This is a genomic window from Buttiauxella agrestis, assembly GCF_900446255.1.
Classification (GTDB): Bacteria; Pseudomonadota; Gammaproteobacteria; order Enterobacterales; family Enterobacteriaceae; genus Buttiauxella; species Buttiauxella agrestis.
Window position 1 is genome coordinate 3,207,796 of the sequence record NZ_UIGI01000001.1, and the last position, 25,375, is coordinate 3,233,170.

Below are 25,375 nucleotides of genomic sequence, written 5' to 3' on the forward strand. Positions count from 1 at the left end.
CAGACGCATTCCACCGGCGGCGTATTCCTGTTATTTCGACTTTCCAAAACGGCGGCTGATGACCACAAAGAACACCGGAACAAAAAAGACCGCCAATAGCGTGGCGGAAACCATCCCGCCCATCACGCCCGTACCCACGGCATTTTGCGCACCACTCCCCGCTCCGCTGCTGATGACTAACGGCATTACGCCGAGAATAAAGGCCAGGGAAGTCATCAGAATCGGACGCAGGCGCATGCGTACCGCGTCGAGCGTTGCCTCGATTAACCCTTTGCCTTCTTTGTCCATCAGGTCTTTGGCAAACTCGACAATCAGAATGGCGTTTTTGGCCGACAGGCCGATGGTGGTCAGTAGCCCAACCTGGAAATAAACGTCGTTATTTAATCCGCGCAATGTGGCGGCAAGCAGCGCTCCGATGACGCCAAGCGGCACTACCAGCATGACCGAGAAAGGAATGGACCAGCTTTCATAAAGGGCCGCCAGACACAAGAAAACGACGAGCAAAGAGATGGCGTAAAGGGCTGGGGCCTGGTTGCCGGATAAGCGCTCCTGATAAGACATGCCTGTCCAGTCGAAGCCAATTCCGCTCGGCAATTTCGTCGCCAGATCTTCCATCAACAACATGGCTTCACCGGTACTTTTACCCGGCGTCGCTTCACCGAGGATTTCCATGGACGGCAGGCCGTTGTAACGCTCCAGGCGCGGTGAACCATAAATCCAACGCGCGCTGGCAAAGGCTGAAAACGGCACCATTTGCCCGCTACTGCCGCGCACATACCAACTGTTAATATCCTGCGGTAACATACGGCTGGACGCCCGGCCCTGCAGGTAGACTTTTTTCACTCGCCCGTGGTCGATGAAGTCATTGACGTAGGTGCTACCCAGACCAGTAGCAATAGTCTGGTTAATATCAGAAATGCTCACGCCCAGTGACTGCGCTTTTTCCTGATCAACTTCCAGCTTGAATTGCGGTGTGTCTTCGAGACCGTTCGGGCGCACTCGCACCAGCATATCCGGGCGTTTTGAAATCATGCCCAGTAACTGATTTCGCGCCTGTGTCAGCGCATTGTGCCCAAGGCTCGCCTGGTCGATTAGCTCAAAATCAAAGCCCGTTGCCGTGCCCAACTCGGTAATGGCGGGCAGATTGAACGCGAAGACCATGCCATCATGAATTTTGCTAAACGCCCGGGTGGCGCGCCCTACAATCGCGGTGACTTCATTTTCTTTCCCAGGACGCTTGTCCCAGTCTTTCAGTCGCACAAACGCCAGGCCGTTATTCTGGCCCTTGCCGCTAAAGCTAAATCCGTTAACGGTAAACACGGATTCAACGTTTGCCGATTCATGGGTCAGATAGTAATTGGTGATCTGGTCCATGATTTTTTCAGTTCTGGCCTGAGTCGCTCCCGCAGGCAGCGTAACCATCGTCAGGAACACGCCCTGATCTTCTTCCGGTAAAAATGAGGTGGGTAAATGAAGGAACAGCGCCACCATCCCCCCACAAGCAGTACATAAAGCACCATATACCGGCCAGTGCGACGCAGAATTTGCTTCACGCTGTCGGTGTAATGTTGGGTACTTTGCTCAAAACGCGCGTTAAACCAGCCGAACAGTCCGGTAGTTTTCCCGTGGCTGCCTTTGGCAACCGGTTTGAGCAAGGTCGCGCAAAGTGCAGGCGTCAGAATCAGAGCAACCAGCACCGAAAGCGCCATCGCAGAAACGATAGTTATCGAGAACTGGCGGTAGATAACCCCGGTAGAACCGCCAAAAAATGCCATCGGAATAAACACCGCCGACAGCACCATCGCAATCCCGACTAATGCCCCCTGAATTTGCCCCATTGATTTTTGCGTAGCTTCTTTCGGCGGCAGTCCTTCTTCTACCATCACGCGCTCAACGTTTTCCACCACCACAATGGCATCGTCCACCAGCAAACCAATCGCCAGCACCATGCCGAACATCGTGAGCGTGTTGATGGAATAGCCAAACGCTGCGAGGATAGAAAAAGTACCCAGTAACACTACCGGCACAGCAATCGTGGGAATTAACGTGGCGCGGAAGTTCTGTAAAAACAGGTACATCACCAGGAAAACCAGCACGATGGCTTCAAGCAATGTTTTGAAGACTTCGCGAATAGAGATTTTGACAAACGGCGTGGTGTCGTAGGTATAAACCACCGTCAAGCCATGTGGGAAATAGGGTTCGAGTTTGGCCATCTGCGCCTGCACCGCTTTGGCGGTATCCAGCGCATTCGCACCGGTGGCTAATTTTATGCCCAGGCCAGCGGCGGGTTTACCGTTGTAGCGCGCAATAACGTTGTAGTTTTCGCCGCCCAATTCGATGCGCCCGACATCGTGCAATTCGACTTTCGCCCCGTCTGGTCTCACTTTTAACAGGACATGACCAAACTGCTCGGGGTCACGCAAGCGCGTCTGGGCAATAATAGATGCGTTGAGCTGCTGGCCTGGAATGGCGGGAGTACCGCCAAGTTGCCCGGCGGCGACCTGCGCGTTCTGGGTTTTAATCTGGTTAATGACATCGAGCGTTGTGAGCTGATATTTATTCAGTTGGTTCGGATCAAGCCAGATACGCATGGCGTACTGCGCACCAAAAAGCTGTACATCCCCGACACCTGCCGTACGGCTAATAGGATCTTTGATATTCGAGGAAATATAGTCGGCAATATCATCCTGACTCATGCTGCCATCTTGCGAGATAAACCCGGCAACCATCAGGAAACTGCTGGAGGATTTCTTAACACTGATCCCCTGCTGCTGGACTTCCTGCGGCAATAAAGGCATCGCGAGCTGAAGTTTATTTTGCACCTGAACCTGAGCGATATCCGGATCGGTGCCGGATTTAAAGGTCAGCGTGACCGTCACACTGCCTGAGGCATCGCTCGTCGAGGACATATACATCAGGTTATCGAGGCCGTTCATATTTTGCTCGATAACCTGCGTCACCGTATCCTGAACGGTACTGGCATCCGCACCGGGATACGTTGCGTTAATCGCTACCGCTGGCGGGGCTATTGTTGGGTACTGCGCCACTGGCAAATTGATGATGGACAGAACCCCCGCCAACATCAAAATGATGGCCAGCACCCAGGCAAATATGGGGCGCTCGATAAAAAACTTCGCCATGGAGAAATTTCCCTGTTAAAGGTTTTAACCCAACGCACCTGCAACTCGAAAGACGTGGGGTATAACTCTGTAATGGATATAGAGAAAAGGAGCTTAACAGAGGCTTTATCGATTAATGATTCATGCTTGTATGTATAATCTTATATTCCAGGACTAGACATCAAAAACTTTAAAGCACACAATAATTCTCGGTTTTATTAATCGAACTAAGAATAGAAAAATAATATTTAAACCTGTTAATTCTTGTAACTAATATCCATAAAGAGTTAATTACCTATGGCCCGAAAAACAAAAGCCGATGCGTTAAAAACGCGTCAGCATCTTCTTGATGTCGCAATCACACTATTTGCTAAAAATGGCGTCTCCACAACGACCCTAGCCGACATAGCAGATGCAGCGGGGATGACCCGCGGCGCGATTTACTGGCACTTTGACAGCAAGGTTTCACTGTTTAATGAAATCTGGAATATTCAGTCGTGTATCGCATTGGAAATAAGGCGAAAACTCAAAATCCAGAACCCGGATAATGATTTAAAACTATTACGTGAAATCATAATTGAGACATTAAAATTCATTTCGACCGATCGCCGCCAACATGAACTCCTACAAATTCTTTACCATACGTGCGAATTCAATGGGGAAATGTACTCAGAGCGAGAAATAAGAGAGCGCTATTGGTTTAATCGGGAAAGAATGAAAAAGTTATTGCGCAATTGTATTTCAAAAGGGCAAATCCCTGTTAATACCAATGTCGAATTGACGATAACCATTGTTCACGGTTATCTGAGTGGGATAGTCAAAAATTGGCTGATGCAGCCGGAGAATCTCAATCTTTACGAGCAGGCTCCGGACGTTGTCGATAGCCTTATTGCGATGCTCACGAAATCTGCGTGAGTCTGTGATAAGTGTCGGATGACGCTGCGCTTATCCGACCTACCTGTTTCAGGGAGTGTTGCGTGGTGGATAAGCCGCAGGCGTCATCCACCACCAAAATATTACAAATCGTTGAACGTTCCCAGGCGATATCCACGCTCCGCAATCGCGTATTTAAGCGAAGGCGAGGTCAGCACATCCAGTTCCGCCAGACGCGGGTAACAGTACTTGCTGGCCAGTATCGTGTTATCAATAAAGGACGGGTGGCACATAATCTCCAGTGACTGCTCGCCGCGCGCTGTTGATCTTTCCAGGGTTTCGAGGAAAAGCGTTTCGGAAATGGCATCGCCATAAAAGCCGCTATCGAACCCTTTGGGAGTCTTCACACCAACACATTCAAGCTCAGCCGGTAACGCGGCATCGTAGTCGAAACGAATCGCCACGCCCTTCTCTTTGGCAAATGCTTCAACGATTGGATAAATCTGCGGGATCATATGCACGTGGTGGTGGCTGTCGAGATGCGTTGGCATGCGGCCAAACAACTCGATAAATCTCGCAAACTGGCATTCCAGCTCATGCTCAATTTCCGCCAGCACCAGGGAGCCTTCTTCGGCGCGCTGCCAAATCCATTTACCCAGTTCACCCTTTTCATCTACCAGGCCTGGCATAGCAGATAAAGGCCGACCTAGTGTCAACACAAAGTGCATGCCAATCGCCAAACCTGGATGTTTCGCACTCAGCGCCACCGCATGTTCAATACCTGAGGCGTTAACCATAGCGGTGGTCGAAGTCACAACCCCGTGGGTGAATGCGTCAATAATCCCGTAATTCTGAGCCTTACATAGCCCAAAATCATCCGCGTTAACAATTAATAACTTGTCCATTGTCGCCTCGCGAGGTGCCTTCCCTTTGCAGGGAAGGCTTCCGGTTATTTAAGTGCAGCAATCGCCTGTGCGAAGTTTGGCAGATTCGCTTCGTGCGCCAGCAGCAAGTCGCGAGCAATTTTCTCTGCGTCTTTATCAGAATGAATCAACGGGCTTAAGTTGAGCGCCAGCAGAACATCGTTAAAGTTACCGCTCAGAGCCGCTTCACTTGCCGCAACTTCAAAGCCTTTGATGGTGTAAATCAGGCCCAGCACTTTTTCGTCAAAATGCGTAATGCGCGGAGTTGGTGTTGCACCATCGCGACCAATAGTACAGGTCATTTCAACCGCCCAGTCTGCCGGAATATTATCTACATGACCATGATGCGGCACGTTAACGTAATGCTCGCTTTGCTTGTCGTTGTAGATATCGCTGATGACTTCGCAAGCCGCGTCAGAATAGTAAGCACCGCCACGCAGTTCCAGCTCTTTTGGTTTCACGTTCAAAGCAGGATCTTTGTAAAGCTCGAACAGTTGTTTCTCAACTTTCTGAACAACCGTGGCACGCGCGCCACCTTTGTAGAACTCGCCCATTTCGATGGCCAGCATCTCTTTTTGCTTGAAGTAGTACAGCAAATAAGAGCACGGCAACAAGCGCAGGGAACGGATCAGGCCTTCACTGAACGGCAAGTCAAAGATGTTTTTGACCGAACCCGCAGTCAGCGTGCCGGATGCAACGCCATCAAGCAGTTCGTCGAAACGAGAGGTGCCGTTTACGATGACATCTTTGATGAACACCATGTGGTTCAGGCCGAACAGATCGATATTGAGTTCATCAGTCGGAGCAAGTTTCAATACATCTTTAATGAACATCTTCATGCCCACAGGGATGTTACAAACGCCAATGAACTTCTTGAAATCGGTGTGGCGATAAACCGCCTCGGTGACCATACCGGCCGGGTTGGTAAAGTTGATAACCCACGCGTCTGGGCAGATTTCTTTCACATCATTAATGATGTCGAAAATCACCGGAATAGTACGCAGGCCTTTGAACAAGCCGCCAGCACCGTTAGTTTCCTGGCCCAAATAGCCGTAGCTTAACGGGATACGTTCATCGAGTTCACGAGCTTTCAACTGCCCGACACGCAATTGCGTGGTAACGAAATCGGCATCAACCAGCGCTTCGCGACGATCGAGGGTTTTATACAGTGCAATCGGCACACCCGCGCGCTCAATCATGCGTAAGCAAAGATCAAAGATAATATCTTGCTTCTCTTTTCCAGCTTCAACATCAACCAGCCATAATTCAGTGATCGGCAACTCTTCGTAACGTTTAATAAAACCTTCGAGTAATTCAGGTGTATAGCTGCTACCACCACCGATTGTGACGACTTTCAATTTTTTACTCATGAGGACTCCGGTACAAGTTTATTGCACTGTAAATTAAGACAGCGATATAGATGTATTATTGAGGATTATATTTAACCCTCACTAATACATTTACAGAATATTTAATAACTCACTTAATGCTGTATAACTGCTTCCGATAATGCTGCGGCGTAAAAGAAGTTAACTTCTTAAAGTTTTTAATAAACATACTGGCACTGCTGTAACCAGATTCGAAAGCAATATCGGTAACAGAATAGTTCGTGATCTCCAGCTGTTTCTTGGCAAAATCAATTCTTATCTCATTGATAATTTGCATCGGTGTTTTGCTGTAATGGCGTTGTGTGGCGCGCGTTAAATACTCTTGCGACTTACCCGATAGCTCCACCATATTCACTAAGGCTTTATCACCAAACATCGATTTGCCATGCATCTGCTCGACGGTATTTTTCAGCCAGACCGGAATATCTCCGCCTGACTCTGATTCTTTATGATGGCGCAGACGATTCACAATATAAAACGTCACCATCTCAAGAAATTCACTAAATTCGCCCTGACGGAAATTTAATGACGCCGTCACAGATTCAATATATGTCAGAAATTCATTCTTAATCTGATAAACCTGTGAAGCAATAAAACAAGCTGGAAATAACGGTAAATAATGCTGTTCAAAGAAAGCCTTGCTGATACCGACATTCAGGATTCTGGTCGCACCAAAATCATAAAAACTTTGATGGTAAGAACCGAGCGGGATGAAAACAAAACTCCCTCTTTCCAGCAGCACACGTTTACCGTTGATTTCCTGATAATAACGTCCTGTTAGCACCACCGTGAATTCATAATAATCATGCTGGTGCAGCCCGGAGACACTTTCGACTTTGTTGTGGATGAACATGTGGAAATGTTGACCATCAAAAAGTTGACTCTCGCGAGCGGTATTGATTTCCATACTGATTACCGGTGGCTGCATAGGGACTCCAACTTATTTTATTTTTTCGTGAAGCTCAATAAGTTCTGTCACCAGCTCGCGCGCCAGCATAGAAGTCATCAGGTGGTCTTGCGCATGAACCAGCACCAGGCTGACTTTGGTTTTGCCTTCGCCCTGGTCACCTTCAATCAGTTTGGTTTGCACCAGGTGTGCTTCATTCAGTGCTTCGCGCGACTGTGCCATCAACTCCCAGGCTTTTTCAAAATCGCCAGTTTTAGCGATTTTCAGTGCGGCGTATGCAAGGCTGCGAGCCTGGCCTGAATTGATGATTAAACCCATAACCACTTCTTCAAGATCGTTAGTATCGACTTCGTTATCGACTACGTTTTCTAAATCAAACATCAAATTCTCTCCCGGTAAATTTAAAGTGGTTGGGGACAGGGGGGCCATCCCCAACCAAAACTTAAGATCAGAATTTCAGTGCGTTAGCAATATCTTCTTCGCTTTCTTCTTCTTCGATGACAGCCTGTGCTTTGTTAGACAGGATAACGAACGGTATGTAGACACATGTCGCGACACCCAGGTTGAACAGCGCAACTAACAGAGCCGCGATACTGCCGTTACTGTTAAAGAAGGCACCCAGGCCGGTTGGCATAGTCCACGGAGCCAGGTTAGTGACCGGTGGAATAATCCCCAGAGAGTAAGCCGCAAGCGTAATGGCTGCCAGAATCGGCTGAACCAGTACGAACGGGATAAACATAACCGGGTTCATGATGATTGGCAGACCGAACAGGATAGGTTCGTTAATCTGGAAGATGCCTGAAGGCAGTGCCAGTTTCGCCACCTGACGGTGATCTGCACGACGTGAAACCATGAAGATTGCGATAATCAAGCCAAGCGTCGCACCAGAACCACCCAACAGGATGTAGGAGTCGAGCATTGGTTTCGCCCAGAAGTGGAACTGTTTACCCGCGTCAAGTGCCGCTTGTACAGAGCCGTACTGGTTGTATATTGCAATGTTTTCCAGCGCCCATGGAGTCATGATGCCGTTGTCCAGCGCGGTCAGCGCCAGTGAACCATGCACACCGAAGAACCACAGCAGGGAGTTGAAGATAACGTACGCCCAACCCACTACCGCACCCATCGACGCCAGCGGCGTAGAGATGGAGTCCATAATGATCTGGTGGAAGTTGCTACCGTGGTTTGCCAACAGCCAGGAAATAATCCCGAAAATAGACAGGATAATAAAACCTGGAATTAATGCAGAGAAGGAACGCGAAACCGAAGTCGGTACGCTATCTGGCAAAGTAATAACCCAATTGCGGCGGATAACAAAAGTAAATAGTTCCGCGACAACCAGACCAATAACAATACCGGAAATAATATTCTGACCGCCTAACCAGTTAGCGCCGACAGCATATGCTTCGCCAACACTATATGGAGTAACAGTCATAAATGCCGCTACGGATAATAAACCGGCTGCAAGTGGGTCAACTTTACGTTCTTCAGCAAGCGCCATACCAATGAAAAAAGGCGCCATTAGCGACATAATACCTAACGTACCGTTATATACGTTGCCGCCAATGGCTTTTAACCCATTAAGGGTTTCAATGGTCGAGGGGTCTAAACGAATACCTAAAGAATAGAAAAATGAACCTGCACCAAAACTCAGAAATACGTTATTAATTAATACAAACATGGCACCGGCAAGTGTCAATGGCATTAATTTGATGAAACCATTTTTAATTGCGTTGACGTGCGGTTGCTTCCCAATTTTCACTGCGAAAGGAAGCAATATCTTTTCAAGTGAATCAATGACTTTACTCATTTGTAATTTCCTTTATTGCCGCAAGAGTCTTGCGGCCAGGTTGTGTAAGGTCGTTCTTTGACGGAAAAATAAAACAAAATAAAAAGTTAGTTGTTTGCTGCTGCTTTCTTGATCGATGCGACTGCTGCTTTCAGCACGCCTAACCCATCAATTTTGCCGTACATTGCCGAATCAATAACTTCTACCGGCTTGCCTGGTAATACTTTTTGAATTTCTGGCAGCATGTAAGCGATTTGCGGCCCAAGTAATACCAAATCCGCATCTTTGCCCTTTTCAGCAGCCAGAGTTTCAGGCCAGGCTTCGATAATCACCGGTACTTCATACTTCTCTGCCTGTGCCTTCATTTTTGATACCAGTAATGAGGTGGACATTCCGGCAGAACAAAATAGGTAGATACGTCTTTTAGTCGTCATAATAAATTCCTCACGTTGCAACAGTCTGCATGTCGGATATCAGCACAACCCACGCCTGCAAAAGGGACTGATTGGAAAGTTCTGATTGTTTCTGGTTGAAAGAAGTATACGGCAACAATCTGGCGGGGAATAATAACGCAGGACTTAAAATTGTCTCTCCTTGACCATCCGTTTTGATACCCTTCACATTTTGGGTAAATAATTCGCGCAAAGAAAAAAGCCCAAACAGTGTTTGGGCTTTACAATTCAGTGACACCAGAAATCAGTCGTAGGCATTCAACGTGCGCTGGCAAAGGGCTGAGCGCACACAATCTTGCTTGCCAAAACGAATTACACCAACCATTTCATCTTCTTCAAAACGTTGCAGAGCGTCGCTCAGACCGGACTGAACACCGCGTGGCAAATCACATTGCGTGATATCACCATTGACGATCACCGTCACGTTTTCCCCAAGGCGCGTTAAGAACATTTTCATTTGCGCTGCGGTGACGTTCTGCGCCTCATCAAGAATAACCACCGCATTTTCGAAGGTACGTCCGCGCATATAGGCGAACGGCGCAATTTCTACTTTGCCGATTTCGGGACGCAGACAATACTGCATGAAAGACGACCCTAAACGTCGCACCAGGATGTCATACACCGGGCGGAAATAAGGGGCGAATTTTTCCGAAATATCCCCGGGTAAGAAGCCGAGATCTTCGTCAGCTTGCAGGACCGGGCGGGTAACAATTATCCTGTCGACATCCTTATGTATCAGGGCCTCAGCGGCTTTCGCCGCACTGATATATGTCTTGCCGCAACCGGCTTCGCCCGTGGCAAAGATCAGCTGCTTTTTCTCGATGGCATTAAGATAGTGCTCTTGAGCCTCATTTCGCGCCGCTATTGGTGAATTATCACGGCAATCCCTGGCCATGCCGATAGATTCAACGCCGCTCATCTGCACAAGCGATGTGACCGATTCCTCTTCGCGTTGCTTGTGGCTACGCGAATCCCGTCTCAGCACACGTTTTGCTTCACGACGAGCTTTGATCACTGCTTTCTGTCTTCCCATGGATGGCACCTTACAGTTGGTTTCATTTCCCGCGTCACGACAAAGGGCGCGATTATGTTCACTAACGGATGAGGTTTGGCTTCCTTTTAAGCCAGGAACTGCCGGTTGAGAGGATGCACCAGTTAGACGATTTACGCCGCTTAGCGCATCGTTAATACATTGAGTTGTTAAAGGATTAGGTTTTTTAGCGGTGAAGATAGCGAAGCCGGAGGAGACACCTCCGCGCTGGATAGTGCGGGTAAGAAGTTTGTTCAATCGTCCGGTACAGGACCCTACCATTCGCGATCTCCAATGTGATTTAAATTCACAGCCGGGAACTACCGCTCGTGCTTTAAGTACATCAAATTTTATCTTAAATGCAACACTTATTTTACTTTAATTCAACATTCGCGTTCCGTCACGCGCTCACCCAGTTTATGACATAAAAATATTACACTTTTATATCAAAGGACTAGTAATAGAGAAATTGAATGAATACCAGGCAGGCAAATTGTTAGCAAATGAAAAATTAGCAGGGGAAGGATTGCCCTCACCCCGGCCCTCTCCCCCAGGAGAGGGCGAAATCCGGACAGCCCCTTCGCCCTCAGGGAGAAGGTTAGGATGAGGGTAGTTGCCAAACGACAGATCAGGCCTCAATCAGCCCCTGCCCTAAATAGTGCTGCTTATCCTTAACGCCTGGCATCACGAAGAAATACCCGCCGCCAATGGGCTTCACATACTCCTCCAGCGCCTCGCCGTTTAACCGTTGCTGCACCGCCAGGAAACCTTTCTCAAGATCATGCTGGAAGCACACAAACAACAGCCCCATATCCAGTTGCCCGGATTTGGAAACACCCAGCGAATAGCTATAGCCCCGGCGCATCATCAGATTGGATTGCGTCTCTTTAGTACGCGGGTTCGCCAGGCGAATATGGGCATCCAGCGCAATCACATTGCCGTCAGGGTCGGCAGTATAATCAGGCTCATCGTGCTCATTCTTCATACCTAGCGGCGCGCCAGAGTGTTTATCGCGACCAAAAATCGTCTGTTGCTCTTTGAGTGGCGTCCGGTCCCAGGACTCAACATGGAACTGGATAATGCGCACGGCCTGATAGCTGCCGCCCACAGTCCATGCGGGTTCTTGTTGATTTTCCGTCACCCAAACCACTTCATCCATCAGCGGTTTATCTTCGCTGTTTGGGTTCGCCGTACCGTCTTTAAAGCCCAACAGGTTGATAGGCGTCTCTTTGCCGCGCGAACGCGCCGCGTGGTTAGAGATAAACCCTTCCCGCTTCCAGCGCACGCTAAGCAAATCTGGCGTGTGTTTGATGATGTCACGCAACGCATGAATCACTGTGTCGGCAGTATTGGCACAAATCTGGAGCAGCAAATCACCGTGGCACAGGCTGGCATCCAGCGAGTCGTTAGCGAAGCGTTCCATTTTTTGCAGTTTTGCGGGCTTTTGCCCCTGCAAACCGAAGCGCTCGTCAAACAGCGAAGTGCCTGTCGCCAACGTAATCGTCAGGTTATCAGGGTAAATTTCCGCCCCCAGAATCCCGGAGTCCATCGGTGGCATGCGCGGATTGGGCGTATCCGGTGCCGGACCTCCGGTGGTGAGGAAATCAAACCGCGCCGTCAGCAATTTGAATAAGCGCTCAAGATCGGCTTTATCACTGGCTAACACATCAAACGCCACCAGCATCATGGCCGCTTGTTGAGGTGTTAACACGCCCGCCTGATGAACACCGTAAAACGGCTGTTTTTCCATGCGAGCGTCTGGCGGCAAAGTGCCTGGCGATGTTTCTTGTTTTGCAGCGTGCGCCACCGGGCAACCGCCCGCAACGGCGAGGGCGCCACCGAGCGCGCCCAAACCTTTCAGCAACCGACGGCGAGCCGGAATATGCCCGCCGTTTTTGTTTTTATCTTCCATAAAACTTTATCCCGAAACTTAGTCCAGACCCAGAACGCCGCGCAGTTGAGACAGGTCTTCCGCCAGCGCCGTTACCGGTCCTTTCAGAGCATTGCGGTCAGCATCTGTCAGTTTGTCGTAAGTCTCGAAGCCATCTTTGGTGCGATATTTTGCCAGAATGGTGTCCACTTTCTTGAAGTTAGCATCCACTTTCGCCAGCAATGGCGCGTTATCTTTGGTCAGCAACGGACGCAGAAGATTAACGATTTTCTGTGCGCCATCGACGTTTGCCTGGAAGTCCCACAGATCGGTGTGGCTGTAACGGTCTTCTTCACCGCTGATTTTGCTCGCCGCAACTTCTTCAATCAGGCCAGCCGCGCCACCCACCACTTTGCTCGGCGGGAATGCGAGTTCGGAGATGCGCGTCTGCAAATCCAGCACGTCGGTATTCAGTTGCTCGGCATATTTTTCCATGCCTTTGGTGGTGTTATCCGCAAACAGCGCTTTTTCAAGACGGTGGAAACCGGTGAATTTTGGATCATTGGCTTTCTGCTCGTAATCATCTTCACGGGCATCAATGCTGCCGTCGAGGTCAGAGAACAGTTCTGCAATCGGCTCAATACGCTCGTAGTACTGGCGCGTTGGGGCATACAAGGATTTGGCTTTTTCGACATCTCCCGCTTTTACTGCGTCAGTAAACGCTTTGGTACCTTTCACCAGCTCGGCAACTTGTGCGGTGACATACGCTTTGTATTCGGTAATTGGGCCAGCCAGTGCCATCAGATCGTTCTTCGGCGCTGCCTGCTCCCCTGCTGCTTTAACAATAAGTTTGCCTTTCGGGTTGCTTAACAAACCGCAGGTCATGTCATATTCGCCCGCTTGCAGGTTAGCGGTCATTTTCTGCGAGAAACCAGGGGCGATGTTTTCGCGCTCTTCAACCACCATCACACCTTTCAGGATTTCCCACTCCAGCGCTTTCTGGCTGTTGTTCTGAATGATGAACTGAGTTTTACCGGCATTAACCGTAATGTTCATCGGTTCGCACTGTTTATCGGTGACAGTCACTTTTACCTGAGGAACATCAGCGGCTTGTACTGCGAAAGCAGAAGAAGCGAACGCGAAAAGCGTGGCGTGCAAAGCCTTACGACGAAAATGTGTAGTCATGGCCAATCCCTATAAAATATTAGTATGTTGTAACTAACGAACGTTATTTGTTGCCTGAGTGCTCATGCGCGGCGGGATGCAGAACAGCACCAGCGCCGGAATCAGGTAAATAAAGTACATCGCCACTTCGCTAACTGTCGGCGTCTCCTGGTAACCAAAAATACCTTCGAGCAGCGTTCCGGTCAGGGAATGCGTTGAAAGAACATTGCTGAGATCAAAAGCAATATCCTGGAAGTGGTTCCAGAGTCCCGCCTCGTGGAACGCACGAACCGCCCCTGCCGCAAGCCCTGCTGCCACCAGCAAAATAAACAGGCTGGTCCATTTAAAGAACACGGCCAGATTCAGGCGAATGCCGCCCCAGTAAAGCAAGAAGCCAAGCACGATAGCGGTGCCCAAACCGAGCATTGCGCCAAGCGGCGGCATGATGCCGACATCCTGCTGAAACGCTGCCAGCAAGAAGAATACGGACTCAAGGCCTTCACGGGCGACGGCGAAGAACACCATTAAAATCAGCGCCCAGCCGTGGTTGCCTTTACTGTGCAGGGCTTCGTCAACTTTCTGTTCTAACTGCCCCTTTACGTTGCGCGACACTTTGCGCATCCAGAACACCATCCAGGTCAAAATGAAGACCGCGATAACCGCCACGATACCTTCGAACAGCTCCTGTTCTTTTTGCGGAAATTCACCGGTGGTTTCATTAATGAAGATACCCAGCCCCAGGCAGAGTGCGGCCGCCGCTACAACGCCAATCCACATCACACCAATCCACTGGCCGCGTTGTGTACGCTTGAGGTAGCTCGCAATTAAGCTAACAATCAGCGCGGCCTCCAGGCCTTCGCGTAACATTATGAGAAACGGAACAAACATTCCTGACACCCCAACTGTGAACTCAGGTCAAAAGACGTAAAGAAAAGTAAAAGAAGAACGATTGTGATTATCATTACCACAAAAATAAACACAAGAAGAGAATTTGGTTATTTATGTACACTTGTAAAAAAGGCCGCTGAATGCGGCCTTTGAGAGAATATGCAGTCCCTAAATGTTACTCAGGCTGTAGCTTTGACGGTGGTGCGGTGTGGTAAATCTCATCCGCTTGTTCAAAGCGTTTTTGCATGGTGGCACTTGGCGCTTTACCCAGCAGGCTAACCACCACAATGCCGATGCTGCCGAAGACGAAACCAGGGATGATTTCGTACAGACCCAACCAGCCGAACTGTTTCCAGACGATGACCGTCACAGCACCGATGATCATCCCCGCCAGTGCGCCATTGCGCGTCATGCGTGACCACATTACCGAGAGCAGCACAACCGGACCGAATGCGGCACCAAAGCCTGCCCAGGCATAGCTCACCAGACCCAGCACACGGTTTTCAGGGTTTGCCGCCAGCGCGATGGCGATCAGCGCCACCACCAACACCATGAAACGCCCTACCCACACCAACTCTTTCTGCCCGGCGTGTTTACGGAAGAAGGCTTTATACAAGTCCTCAGTGATTGCACTTGAACACACCAGTAACTGGCAGCTCAGAGTGGACATTACCGCCGCCAGAATGGCCGACAGCAAGATGCCAGCAATCCACGGGTTGAACAGTAGCTGCGCCAGTTCAATGAACACACGCTCACCATTCTGGTTCACCGCACCCGCAAGCGCCGGGTTGTTGTTGAAGTAAGCGATACCGAAGAAGCCCACAGCACACGCGCCCGCCAGGCACAAAACCATCCAGGTCATACTGATGCGACGCGCTTTCACGATAGTGTGATGCGAGTCTGCCGCCATGAAACGCGCCAGAATATGCGGCTGACCAAAGTAGCCCAGACCCCAGCCCATCAGCGAGATAATCGCCACGAAGTTCAGGCCCTTGAGCATATCGACGTTTTCGATGCTTTTTTGCTTGATAACCGCCATGGAATCGTCAAACCCGCCGACGGCAATCACTACCATGATTGGAGTCAGGATCAGGGCGAAAATCATCAGGCTTGCTTGCACTGTGTCAGTCCAGCTCACCGCAAGGAACCCGCCGACGAAGGTATAAATGATAGTGGCCGCAGCACCCGCCCACAGTGCGGTTTCGTAGCTCATGCCAAAGGTACTTTCGAACAGACGCGCCCCCGCCACAATGCCAGACGCACAATAAATGGTGAAGAACAGCAAAATCACCAGCGCCGAGATAATGCGCAGGATGCGGCTTTTATCTTCAAAACGCCCGGTGAAATAATCCGGCAGCGTCAGTGCGTTGTTATTCACTTCAGTGTGAACACGCAGACGGCCTGCAACCAGTTTCCAGTTGATGTACGCCCCCACGGTCAGGCCGATGGCAATCCAGCTTTCCGAAATACCGGAAAGGAAGATGGCGCCGGGCAAGCCCATCAGCAACCAGCCGCTCATGTCGGATGCGCCTGCTGATAATGCGGTGACGACGCTTCCCAGGCTGCGACCGCCCAGAATATAGTCATCGAAGTTTTTGGTTGAACGCCAGGCGATAAACCCTATCAATATCATGCCGAAGATGTAGATAAAGAAAGTCACCAGCATTGGTGTACTCATAGTCATGCAAGTTCTCCAGATTTTTGCCATGCCGGAACGCAGCACAGGTTTTTATTAATTTCATTTCGCAAGCGTTTTAACACGTTATTCACAATAAATTCACCGTACAAAAAATAGCTTTTTCCTGGAGGTTGCACTCGCTCACGCTTTTCACGGTTGCACCCTCCTAAACTGTTAACTGCGTCGGTAAATTCACCCTGTCTGCAAATAATTAGCCCGCTCGCTTTCTTAGGTCTAATTTAACAATTCGATCTATTTCCCAGCTTGCTATCCAGCTCACATTTAACAAGGTTGCACAAAGTTGCAACATGATAGATATTGCCGGGTAACTTTTATCAGTCCTTTACTATCTGCCCGATTAATCACGGGCAAGGGAGCCATTGGCATGGGCAGCACTACCATGGGTGTTAAGCTCGACGAATCGACTCGCGAGCGCATTAAAGAAGCCGCTTCACGCATTGACCGCACACCGCACTGGCTAATTAAACAGGCGATTTTTAACTATCTTGAACGCCTGGAAAACAACGACGAATTGCCAGAACTCCCGGCTCTGCTGGCGGGTGCCGCCAACGAAAGTGAAGAAGCCGCACCGCACGTTGAAGAAACGCATCAGCCGTTCCTTGATTTCGCTGAGCAAATTCTTCCGCAATCGGTCACGCGTGCCGCGATTACCGCCGCCTGGCGCCGCCCGGAAACCGACGCGGTGCCCATGATCCTCGAGCAAGCTCGCCTCTCCCCTGTCATCGCCGAACAAACCCACAAACTGGCTTATCAGCTCGCCGATAAATTGCGTAATCAGAAGAGCGCAACAGGCCGGGCGGGCATGGTACAGGGTTTATTGCAGGAATTTTCACTTTCTTCGCAAGAAGGTGTGGCATTAATGTGCCTCGCAGAAGCTTTATTGCGCATTCCGGACAAAGCGACGCGTGATGCGTTAATTCGCGACAAAATCAGCAATGGCAACTGGCATTCACATATTGGCCGTAGCCCGTCTCTGTTTGTGAACGCGGCGACCTGGGGCTTGTTGTTTACTGGCCGTCTGGTTTCCACCCACAACGAAGCCAGTTTGTCCCACTCGCTGAACCGTATTATCAGCAAGAGTGGCGAGCCGTTAATCCGCAAAGGCGTGGATATGGCAATGCGCCTGATGGGCGAGCAGTTTGTGACCGGCGAAACCATCGCTGAGGCGCTCGCCAACGCCCGCAAACTTGAAGAAAAAGGGTTCCGCTACTCCTACGATATGTTGGGCGAAGCGGCACTGACCGCCGCCGACGCGCAGGCGTACATGGTGTCTTATCAGCAGGCAATTCACGCGATTGGTAAAGCCTCAAACGGGCGCGGTATTTACGAAGGCCCTGGGATTTCCATCAAGCTTTCTGCGCTGCATCCGCGTTATAGCCGCGCGCAGTACGACCGCGTGATGGAAGAGTTGTATCCGCGCCTGAAATCCCTGACGCTGCTGGCACGCCAGTACGACGTGGGCATCAACATCGACGCCGAAGAAGCCGATCGCCTGGAGATCTCCCTCGATCTGCTGGAAAAACTGTGCTTCGAGCCGGAACTGGCGGGCTGGAACGGTATCGGCTTCGTGATTCAGGCCTACCAAAAACGCTGCCCGTTCGTGATTGACTACCTGGTTGATCTCGCCACCCGCAGTCGTCGCCGCCTGATGATTCGCCTGGTGAAAGGCGCCTACTGGGACAGTGAAATCAAACGCGCGCAGATGGACGGCCTGGAAGGCTACCCGGTTTACACTCGCAAGGTTTACACCGATATCTCATATCTGGCCTGCGCCAAAAAACTGCTGGCCGTACCGAACCTGATTTACCCGCAGTTTGCGACCCACAATGCCCACACGCTGGCGGCCATTTACAACCTCGCCGGGCAAAACTACTACCCGGGCCAGTACGAATTCCAGTGCCTGCACGGCATGGGCGAGCCGCTTTATGATCAAGTGGTGGGCAAAATTGCGGACGGAAAACTGAACCGCCCTTGCCGCATTTATGCCCCGGTCGGCACCCATGAAACGCTGCTGGCGTACCTGGTGCGCCGCCTGCTGGAAAACGGCGCGAACACCTCGTTTGTTAACCGTATCGCCGATAACACGCTGCCGCTTGACGAATTAGTCGCTGACCCTGTCACCGCCATCGAAGGCATTGCGGGCAAAGAAGGCCAACTCGGCCTGCCGCATCCAAAAATCCCCTTGCCAAAAGAGCTGTATGGCAGCGGTCGTACCAACTCCGGCGGGCTGGATCTGGCGAACGAACACCGCCTGGCCTCGCTCTCTTCTGCCCTGCTGAACAGTGCGGCACAAAAATGGCAGGCGCTGCCGATTCTGGAAAACCCTGTTGCGCCAGGCGATATGGTTGCGGTGAAGAACCCGGCGGAACCCACCGATATCGTAGGCTTTACCCGTGAAGCGACAGCCGATGAAGTTTCAAAGGCACTGGAAAGCGCGGTAAACAACGCGCCAATCTGGTTCGCCACGCCGCCGCAAGAACGCGCCGCGATTCTTGAGCGTGCAGCGGTGATCATGGAAGGCCAGATGCAGCAGTTGATTGGCATTCTGGTGCGCGAAGCCGGTAAAACCTTCAGCAATGCGATTGCCGAAGTGCGTGAAGCGGTCGATTTCCTGCATTATTACGCAGGCCAGGTACGCGATGATTTCGATAACGAAACCCATCGCCCACTCGGCCCGGTAGTGTGTATCAGCCCGTGGAACTTCCCGCTGGCTATCTTTAGCGGCCAAATTGCTGCCGCCCTTGCTGCGGGGAACAGCGTGCTGGCAAAACCGGCCGAACAAACTCCGCTGATTGCCGCACAGGGTATCGCTATTTTGCTCGAAGCCGGTGTGCCTGCGGGCGTGCTGCAACTGCTGCCTGGTCGGGGTGAAACCGTCGGGGCGCAACTTACCGGCGATGCCCGCGTGCGTGGCGTGATGTTTACCGGCTCCACCGAGGTCGCCACTTTACTGCAACGCAATATCGCTGACCGTCTCGATGCGCAAGGCCGCCCGACCCCGCTGATCGCCGAAACGGGCGGTCTGAACGCCATGATCGTCGATTCCTCCGCGCTCACCGAGCAAGTGGTAGTTGATGTGCTGGCTTCAGCGTTTGATAGCGCAGGCCAACGTTGTTCAGCCCTGCGCGTCCTGTGTATTCAGGAAGACGTCGCGGAGCACACGCTGCAAATGCTGCGCGGCGCGATGGCAGAATGCCGCATGGGCAACCCAGGCCGCCTGACAACAGACATCGGCCCGGTGATTGATAGCGAGGCCAAAGAGAATATCGAGAAACACATCCAGACGCTGCGTGGTAAAGGCCGCAAAGTATTCCAGGCCGCGCGTGAAAACAGCGTGGATGCAAAAGAGTGGCAGAGTGGCACTTTTGTCGCACCGACACTGATTGAGCTGGAAAGCTTCGATGAAATGCAAAAAGAGGTGTTTGGCCCGGTGCTGCACGTGGTGCGCTACAACCGCAACAACCTGGAAGCATTGATTAACCAAATCAACGCCGCCGGGTACGGCCTGACGCTGGGTGTACATACCCGTATCGACGAGACCATCGCGCAAGTGACCGGTTCAGCCCATGTCGGCAATATGTATGTGAACCGCAATATGGTCGGCGCAGTCGTCGGCGTGCAGCCGTTTGGCGGCGAAGGTTTATCCGGCACGGGCCCGAAAGCTGGCGGCCCGCTGTATCTGTATCGTCTGCTGGCTAACCGCCCGGATAGCGCACTGCAAATCACCTTTAGCCGCCAGGATGCGGAGCTGCCAGTGGATACCACGCTGAAAGCCCGTCTCCAGGAAGCCCACCAGGCGCTGACGCAATGGGCAGTGAAGAAAGGGGAATTGCCTGCAATCTGCGAACGCTTCGCACTACTGGCACAAAGCGGCACGCTGCGCCAGCTACCGGGACCAACGGGCGAGCGCAATACCTACGCGTTAATGCCGCGTGAACGCGTGTTATGTATCGCCGATAACGAGCAAGACGCGCTGGTACAACTGGCGGCAGTCACCAGCGTTGGCAGCCGTGCGCTGTGGGCCGATGACAAGCTGCATCGTGAGCTGGCAAAATCCCTGCCTGCGCTGGTACAAAAACACATCGACTTTGCAAAAGAAGATGCGCTGTTAAGCCAGTCGTTTGATGCGGTGATTTACCACGGTGATTCCGACCAGCTACGTTTGCTGTGTGAGAAAGTGGCGGCACGCGACGGTGCGATTGTTTCGGTGCAGGGCTTTGCGCGCGGTGAAACCAACCTGTTGCTGGAGCGTTTGTACGTTGAGCGCTCGCTAAGTGTGAACACCGCAGCCGCAGGCGGCAACGCCAGTTTGATGACAATCGGCTAAGTTTTCACTACGCTAAAAAGGCTCCTTTTTGGGAGCCTTTTTTATTCGAGGAATGATGATGAAACGTGTTTGTTTACTTATTTCTTGCCTGTTATTAAGCGCCAATGTGCTTGCCGACAGTTGCGATAACGAGACATCGCAGGCTGGGCTGAATGAGTGTTACGGTAAAGAGTATAAAAAGCAGGACGATTTGCTCAATCAGACATATCAGAAGGCAATGATACTCGCCACGGATACCCAGAAAACTCAGCTTAAGGCGGCGCAAAATGCGTGGATTGCATTTCGCGATGCCGATTGTGCATTCTTAACCTCTGGCGCTGACGGCGCATCCGTCGTCCCAATGGTGCACGCGCAATGTATGACAGACAAAACCCGTGAGCGCACGGAGCTGCTGAAAAGCACGCTCAATTGCGAAGAAGGCGATGTAAGCTGTGTTTTCCATCCAGGCTCGAATTAACGCACCCGAATCCCTTCAATAATCATCCGCTGCACGTTTTCAACCGTGCGGCGGAAAAACGCCTCGTCCTGAAGATTGCTGCCCGCCACCGCTTCAACCTGGCTTGCGAAGTCAGCATAGTGCTGAGTGGTTGCCCACAGCATGAAAATCAAATGGTGCGGGTCAACCGCCGCCAGTTTTCCACTCTCGACCCATCCGGCAATAATGGCCGATTTTTCATCCACCAGCGTTTTTAAATCCCCGGTTAATTCTTCTTTTAAAAGCGGTGCCCCTTGCAGCATTTCGAGGCAGAACAGGCGCGAGGCCTGCGGGTAATCACGTGAAACTTCAAGCTTCAGACGGATGTATTCGCCTATCGCCACCAGCGGCTGTAAATCTTCACGAAAAGCACGTAACGGCGCCAGCCAGATATCCAGAATTTGTTTGAGCACCGCGACATAGAGCGCTTCTTTGGAAGGGTAATAATAGAGAAGATTGGTTTTCGACACTTCGGCACGCTCAGCGACCTGCTCGATGCTGGTGCCGTGAATGCCAAACTGGGAGAAAAACTCCAGTCCCGCCGCCAGAATAGCCTGCTTTTTCGCTGCGACCGCACGCATGCGCCGTCCGGTTTCTTTGGTTGCTGCGCCACCTTGTGCCATGCCATTTCTCTTTATTCGGTTTTGCCCAACAGCATAGCAAAAGCGCCTGACGACAACGATCTGTTTGCGCCCCTTTGCACCCTCAACGCGCACTGACGCCTGTTTTTTGTGCATTCATTTTGACCAAACAGTCTGATTTTAATACATCAAAAATAGAAACCAATTATCAACATGATGATAACAAAACAGTTTTCCAACCTGGCATCCGGCTTGCAAAGACTCAACTGAAAGCAACCATTTCCAGAGAGGCTTGTGATGAAAATTGGCGTATTCGTTCCTATCGGCAACAACGGCTGGTTAATTTCTACTAACGCGCCGCAATACATGCCCACGTTTGAGCTGAACAAAGCGATTGTGCAAAAAGCTGAATATTACGATTTCGACTTTGCCCTCTCGATGATCAAACTGCGCGGCTTTGGCGGCAAAACCGAATTTTGGGATCATAACCTCGAGTCGTTCAGCCTGATGGCAGGGCTTGCGGCGGTGACGTCCAAAATTCAGATCTACGCGACGGCGGCCACGCTCACATTGCCGCCTGCTATCGTGGCGCGAATGGCATCGACCATTGATTCCATCGCACCGGGGCGCTTTGGGGTGAATCTGGTGACTGGCTGGCAGAAACCGGAATACGAGCAAATGGGCATCTGGCCGGGCGATGAATATTTCGCTCGCCGCTACGACTACCTTTCTGAATACGCCACGGTGCTGCGCGATTTGTGGGGAACCGGGCAAAGTGATTTAAAAGGTGAGTTTTTCACCATGAACGATTGCCGCTTAAGCCCGCGTCCCTCTCAGCCAGTGAAAATGATTTGCGCCGGGCAGAGCGATGCCGGCATGGCGTTTTCTGCCGAATATGCCGATTACAACTTCTGCTTTGGCAAAGGCGTTAACACGCCAACCGCCTTCGCTCCCACTGCCGCGCGCATGGTTGAAGCGGCGCAAATAACCGGGCGCGATGTCGGTTCCTATGTGCTGTTTATGATTATCGCCGATGAAACCGACGAGGCCGCCCGCGCCAAATGGGAGCACTACAAAGCGGGTGCCGATGAAGAAGCGCTGGCCTGGTTGACCGAACAAAGTCAAAAAGACACACGTTCCGGTTCCGATACCAACGTGCGCCAGATGGCGGACCCCACTTCAGCCGTGAATATCAACATGGGCACCCTGGTGGGTTCTTACGCCACCGTCGCCCGTCTGCTGGATGAAGTCGCCACCGTTCCGGGTGCTGAAGGCGTGCTGCTCACCTTTGATGATTTCCTCGCTGGCATTGAAGCTTTCGGCGAAAAAATCCAACCCCTGATGCAGTCGCGCGCGCATCTTTCCCCTTCTGCTCGCGAGGTGGCGTGATGAAACAAATCACTCTTGATGCTCGCCCCGAAGCCATCACGTTTGCGGCTGAACAGACGGCGCTGATTGTCGTCGATATGCAAAATGCTTACGCAAGCCAGGGCGGTTATCTGGACCTTGCGGGCTTTGATGTTTCAGCAACCAAACCGGTTATCGAAAACATTAAAACAGCGGTGGCCGCCGCTCGCGAAGCTGGCATGTTGATTGTCTGGTTCCAGAACGGTTGGGACAGCGATTATGTCGAAGCTGGCGGGCTAGGTTCGCCGAATTTCCACAAGTCCAACGCCCTCAAAACCATGCGCAAGCAGCCGGAGTTACAGGGAAAACTGCTGGCAAAAGGTAGCTGGGATTACCAACTGGTGGACGAACTGGTGCCGCAACCAGGCGATATCGTGTTGCCTAAACCCCGCTACAGCGGTTTCTTTAACACGCCGCTGGATAGCATTTTGCGCTCGCGGGGCATTCGCCACCTGGTGTTTACCGGTATCGCCACCAACGTTTGCGTGGAATCGACACTGCGCGATGGCTTTTTCCTCGAATATTTTGGCGTGGTGTTAGCCGACGCCACGCATCAGGCTGGACCTGCGTTTGCGCAGCAAGCCGCACTTTTCAATATTGAAACCTTCTTTGGTTGGGTGAGCGACGTCGGCACGTTTTGCCAGGCGTTACAGCCGCCATCCCTTGCCCGAATTGCCTGAACAGGAGAATGCCGATGCCGAAATCTGTGATTATTCCGCCGGGAACCACAACCCCTATCGCGCCATTTGTACCGGGTACCTTGGCCGATGGTGTGGTGTATGTCTCCGGAACGTTGCCGTTCGATAAGCAAAACAATGTGGTGTATGTCGGAGACGCCAAAGCCCAGACGCGCCATGTGCTGGAAACCATAAAATTGGTGATTGAAACCGCAGGCGGCACCCTGAATGACGTGACGTTTAACTCGATTTTCATCACCGACTGGAGCAACTACGCCGCCATCAACGAAGTGTACGCCGAGTTTTTCCCCGGTGAAAAACCGGCCCGATTCTGCATTCAGTGCGGGCTGGTAAAACCCGACGCGTTGGTTGAAATCGCCAGCGTCGCGCATATCGGGAAATAGCTTATGCAAATTGAGCTGACTCCAGCACCCTTCCCCGACGCCCCCGTTCTGCTCTTGATTGCCGGGCTTGGAGGAACTGGCAATTACTGGCTGCCACAACGCGCGGCACTGAGCGAACATTACCAACTGGTGGTGTACGACCAGCGCGGGACGGGTGTGAACCGCGAGCCGCTACCCGCTGATTACTCGCTTGCCGATATGGCCTATGAAATCCACAGCGCCGTGTTGCAACAGGGCATTACGCATTACAGCGTGCTCGGGCATGCGCTCGGCGGGCTGGTCGCCCTGCAACTGGCGCTGGACTACCCGGCGTCTATTGAGCGCATTGCGATAATTAATGGCTGGTTGCAGCTCAATGCTCATACGCGGCGCTGTTTTGCGGTGCGTGAAACGCTGCTGCGCGATAGTGGCCCAACCGCCTATTTGCAGGCTCAACCGCTCTTTCTCTACCCGGCAGACTGGATGGCGGCGAATCAGCCGCGCCTCGAGGCCGAAGAAGCCATGCACAATGCGCACTTTCAGGGAGCTGAAAATCTGACTCGCCGCCTGAATGCGCTGAAGGCGGCTGATTTCCACGACACAGCCGCACATATTCACCAGCCGGTGCTGTTGATTTGCTCCCGCGACGATCTGCTGGTGCCGTGGAATTGTTCTGTGGAATTACATGAATCGCTGCCTCAAAGTACGCTTGAGGTGATGCCATGGGGTGGACACGCCTGCAACGTCACTGACGCGAATAATTTTAATCAACGGTTTCTCAACGCAATGAGCGCTTTGCAGCAAACCGAACCCTCTTTTCAGAAGGAAAATGTATGAGTCATGCCCTCTCAAGCGAGGCGCTGGAAACGCTGTTTACCGGCGCACGAACCCACAGCGCGTGGCTGGATAAACCGGTGAGTGATACCCAGCTTGCCGAGATTTATAACCTGCTGCGCCTTGGCCCGACCTCCGCCAACTGTTCGCCTGCGCGCTTTTTATTTGTCCGCAGCCCGGAGGCAAAAGCACGTCTTAAACCCGCGCTGTCATCGGGCAATATCGACAAAACCATGAGCGCGCCCGTGACCGCCATCGTGGCCTGGGATCCGGCTTTCTTTGAACAATTGCCGACGTTGTTCCCCTACGCCGACGCCCGCGCCTGGTTTACCTCAAGCCCGGAGCTGGCAGAAGAAACGGCATTTCGCAACAGTTCCATGCAGGCGGCCTATCTGATTGCGGCCTGTCGGGCGCTCGGTTTAGACACCGGGCCGATGTCCGGTTTTGACCGTGAAAAAGTCGATACGGCGTTTTTCAGCGCCAGCGGCTGGAAAAGTAATTTGCTGATAAACATCGGTTATGGCGACCCGGCAAAAGCCCATACGCGTCTGCCACGTTTAGCATTTGAAGCCGCTTGCCGCGTGGCTTAAGG

At 51.7% G+C, this 25,375-nt stretch carries 20 protein-coding genes and 1 pseudogene; 8 read left to right on the forward strand and 13 right to left on the reverse strand.

The window, feature by feature from the left end; translation table 11 throughout:
• Positions 1-30: 30 nt before the first annotated feature.
• A pseudogene (locus DY231_RS15295) lies at positions 31-3,140 on the reverse strand (efflux RND transporter permease subunit).
• A gap of 276 nt (positions 3,141-3,416) precedes the next feature.
• On the opposite strand from DY231_RS15295, the gene DY231_RS15300 reads away from it, so the two are divergent.
• Positions 3,417-4,034: a TetR family transcriptional regulator gene (locus DY231_RS15300; protein WP_115629675.1), complete on the forward strand. Its 618-nt coding sequence runs from the start codon at positions 3,417-3,419 to the stop codon at positions 4,032-4,034.
• Positions 4,035-4,135: 101 nt separating this feature from the next.
• On the opposite strand, the gene chbG is transcribed toward DY231_RS15300, so the two are convergent.
• From chbG to putP, 11 genes are all read right to left on the reverse strand, one after another.
• Positions 4,136-4,897, reverse strand: coding sequence for a chitin disaccharide deacetylase (chbG, locus tag DY231_RS15305; RefSeq protein WP_115629677.1), 762 nt, complete (start codon positions 4,895-4,897; stop codon positions 4,136-4,138).
• 44 nt (positions 4,898-4,941) lie between these two features.
• Entirely contained in the window at positions 4,942-6,285 is a 1,344-nt protein-coding gene (locus tag DY231_RS15310; protein WP_115629679.1) for a 6-phospho-beta-glucosidase, read from the reverse strand.
• Between the two features lie 109 nt (positions 6,286-6,394).
• Positions 6,395-7,231, reverse strand: coding sequence for a transcriptional regulator ChbR (gene chbR, locus DY231_RS15315; protein ID WP_034494409.1), 837 nt, complete (start codon positions 7,229-7,231; stop codon positions 6,395-6,397).
• A 12-nt stretch (positions 7,232-7,243) separates the two neighbouring features.
• Positions 7,244-7,591, reverse strand: coding sequence for a PTS N,N'-diacetylchitobiose transporter subunit IIA (gene chbA / locus DY231_RS15320; RefSeq protein WP_115629681.1), 348 nt, complete (start codon positions 7,589-7,591; stop codon positions 7,244-7,246).
• 67 nt (positions 7,592-7,658) lie between these two features.
• Positions 7,659-9,017, reverse strand: coding sequence for a PTS N,N'-diacetylchitobiose transporter subunit IIC (gene chbC / locus DY231_RS15325; RefSeq protein ID WP_034456264.1), 1,359 nt, complete (start codon positions 9,015-9,017; stop codon positions 7,659-7,661).
• An 86-nt stretch (positions 9,018-9,103) separates the two neighbouring features.
• Positions 9,104-9,430: a PTS sugar transporter subunit IIB gene (locus DY231_RS15330; protein ID WP_115629683.1), complete on the reverse strand. Its 327-nt coding sequence runs from the start codon at positions 9,428-9,430 to the stop codon at positions 9,104-9,106.
• Between the two features lie 262 nt (positions 9,431-9,692).
• Positions 9,693-10,481: a phosphate starvation-inducible protein PhoH gene (gene phoH / locus DY231_RS15335; RefSeq protein WP_172588700.1), complete on the reverse strand. Its 789-nt coding sequence runs from the start codon at positions 10,479-10,481 to the stop codon at positions 9,693-9,695.
• Between the two features lie 625 nt (positions 10,482-11,106).
• Positions 11,107-12,390 (reverse strand): iron uptake transporter deferrochelatase/peroxidase subunit, encoded by a 1,284-nt coding sequence (efeB, locus tag DY231_RS15340; protein WP_115629687.1) that lies wholly within the window; start codon positions 12,388-12,390, stop codon positions 11,107-11,109.
• An 18-nt stretch (positions 12,391-12,408) separates the two neighbouring features.
• Positions 12,409-13,533: an iron uptake system protein EfeO gene (gene efeO, locus DY231_RS15345; protein WP_115629689.1), complete on the reverse strand. Its 1,125-nt coding sequence runs from the start codon at positions 13,531-13,533 to the stop codon at positions 12,409-12,411.
• Between the two features lie 33 nt (positions 13,534-13,566).
• Positions 13,567-14,400: an iron uptake transporter permease EfeU gene (efeU, locus tag DY231_RS15350; protein ID WP_115629694.1), complete on the reverse strand. Its 834-nt coding sequence runs from the start codon at positions 14,398-14,400 to the stop codon at positions 13,567-13,569.
• A gap of 175 nt (positions 14,401-14,575) precedes the next feature.
• Positions 14,576-16,084, reverse strand: a complete 1,509-nt coding sequence (gene putP / locus DY231_RS15355) for a sodium/proline symporter PutP (protein ID WP_115629696.1) — start codon at positions 16,082-16,084, stop codon at positions 14,576-14,578.
• 379 nt (positions 16,085-16,463) lie between these two features.
• Here putP and putA point away from each other — a divergent pair, with 379 nt between their 5' ends.
• Together putA and DY231_RS15365 are read left to right on the forward strand one after the other, a co-directional pair.
• A complete protein-coding gene (gene putA, locus DY231_RS15360; RefSeq protein ID WP_115629698.1) occupies positions 16,464-20,426 on the forward strand; it encodes a trifunctional transcriptional regulator/proline dehydrogenase/L-glutamate gamma-semialdehyde dehydrogenase in 3,963 nt (1,320 codons plus the stop codon).
• A 58-nt stretch (positions 20,427-20,484) separates the two neighbouring features.
• Positions 20,485-20,883: a lysozyme inhibitor LprI family protein gene (locus DY231_RS15365; protein WP_115629700.1), complete on the forward strand. Its 399-nt coding sequence runs from the start codon at positions 20,485-20,487 to the stop codon at positions 20,881-20,883.
• Here the strand turns inward: DY231_RS15365 and rutR are convergent.
• A complete protein-coding gene (gene rutR / locus DY231_RS15370; protein WP_115629702.1) occupies positions 20,880-21,524 on the reverse strand; it encodes an HTH-type transcriptional regulator RutR in 645 nt (214 codons plus the stop codon). The two genes, DY231_RS15365 and rutR, sit on opposite strands and share 4 nt — an antisense overlap.
• Positions 21,525-21,779: 255 nt before the next feature.
• Between rutR and rutA the strand changes: the two genes are divergently transcribed.
• From rutA to DY231_RS15395, 5 genes are read left to right on the forward strand one after another with little or no spacing between them, the layout of a single operon-like run.
• On the forward strand, positions 21,780-22,871 hold the full coding sequence (gene rutA, locus DY231_RS15375) for a pyrimidine utilization protein A (RefSeq protein WP_115629704.1): 1,092 nt from the start codon (positions 21,780-21,782) through the stop codon (positions 22,869-22,871).
• A complete protein-coding gene (gene rutB / locus DY231_RS15380; protein WP_115629706.1) occupies positions 22,871-23,569 on the forward strand; it encodes a pyrimidine utilization protein B in 699 nt (232 codons plus the stop codon). The genes rutA and rutB overlap by 1 nt, the downstream gene beginning before the upstream one ends.
• Positions 23,570-23,583: 14 nt before the next feature.
• The gene (gene rutC / locus DY231_RS15385) at positions 23,584-23,970 is read left to right on the forward strand and encodes a pyrimidine utilization protein C (protein WP_115629708.1); all 387 of its coding nucleotides are present in this window, start codon (positions 23,584-23,586) and stop codon (positions 23,968-23,970) included.
• A 3-nt stretch (positions 23,971-23,973) separates the two neighbouring features.
• Complete coding sequence (gene rutD, locus DY231_RS15390) at positions 23,974-24,786, forward strand: pyrimidine utilization protein D (RefSeq protein ID WP_115629710.1); 813 nt, start codon at positions 23,974-23,976, stop codon at positions 24,784-24,786.
• Entirely contained in the window at positions 24,783-25,373 is a 591-nt protein-coding gene (locus DY231_RS15395; RefSeq protein ID WP_115629712.1) for a malonic semialdehyde reductase, read from the forward strand. Before rutD ends, DY231_RS15395 begins: the two co-directional genes overlap by 4 nt.
• Positions 25,374-25,375 lie beyond the last annotated feature (2 nt).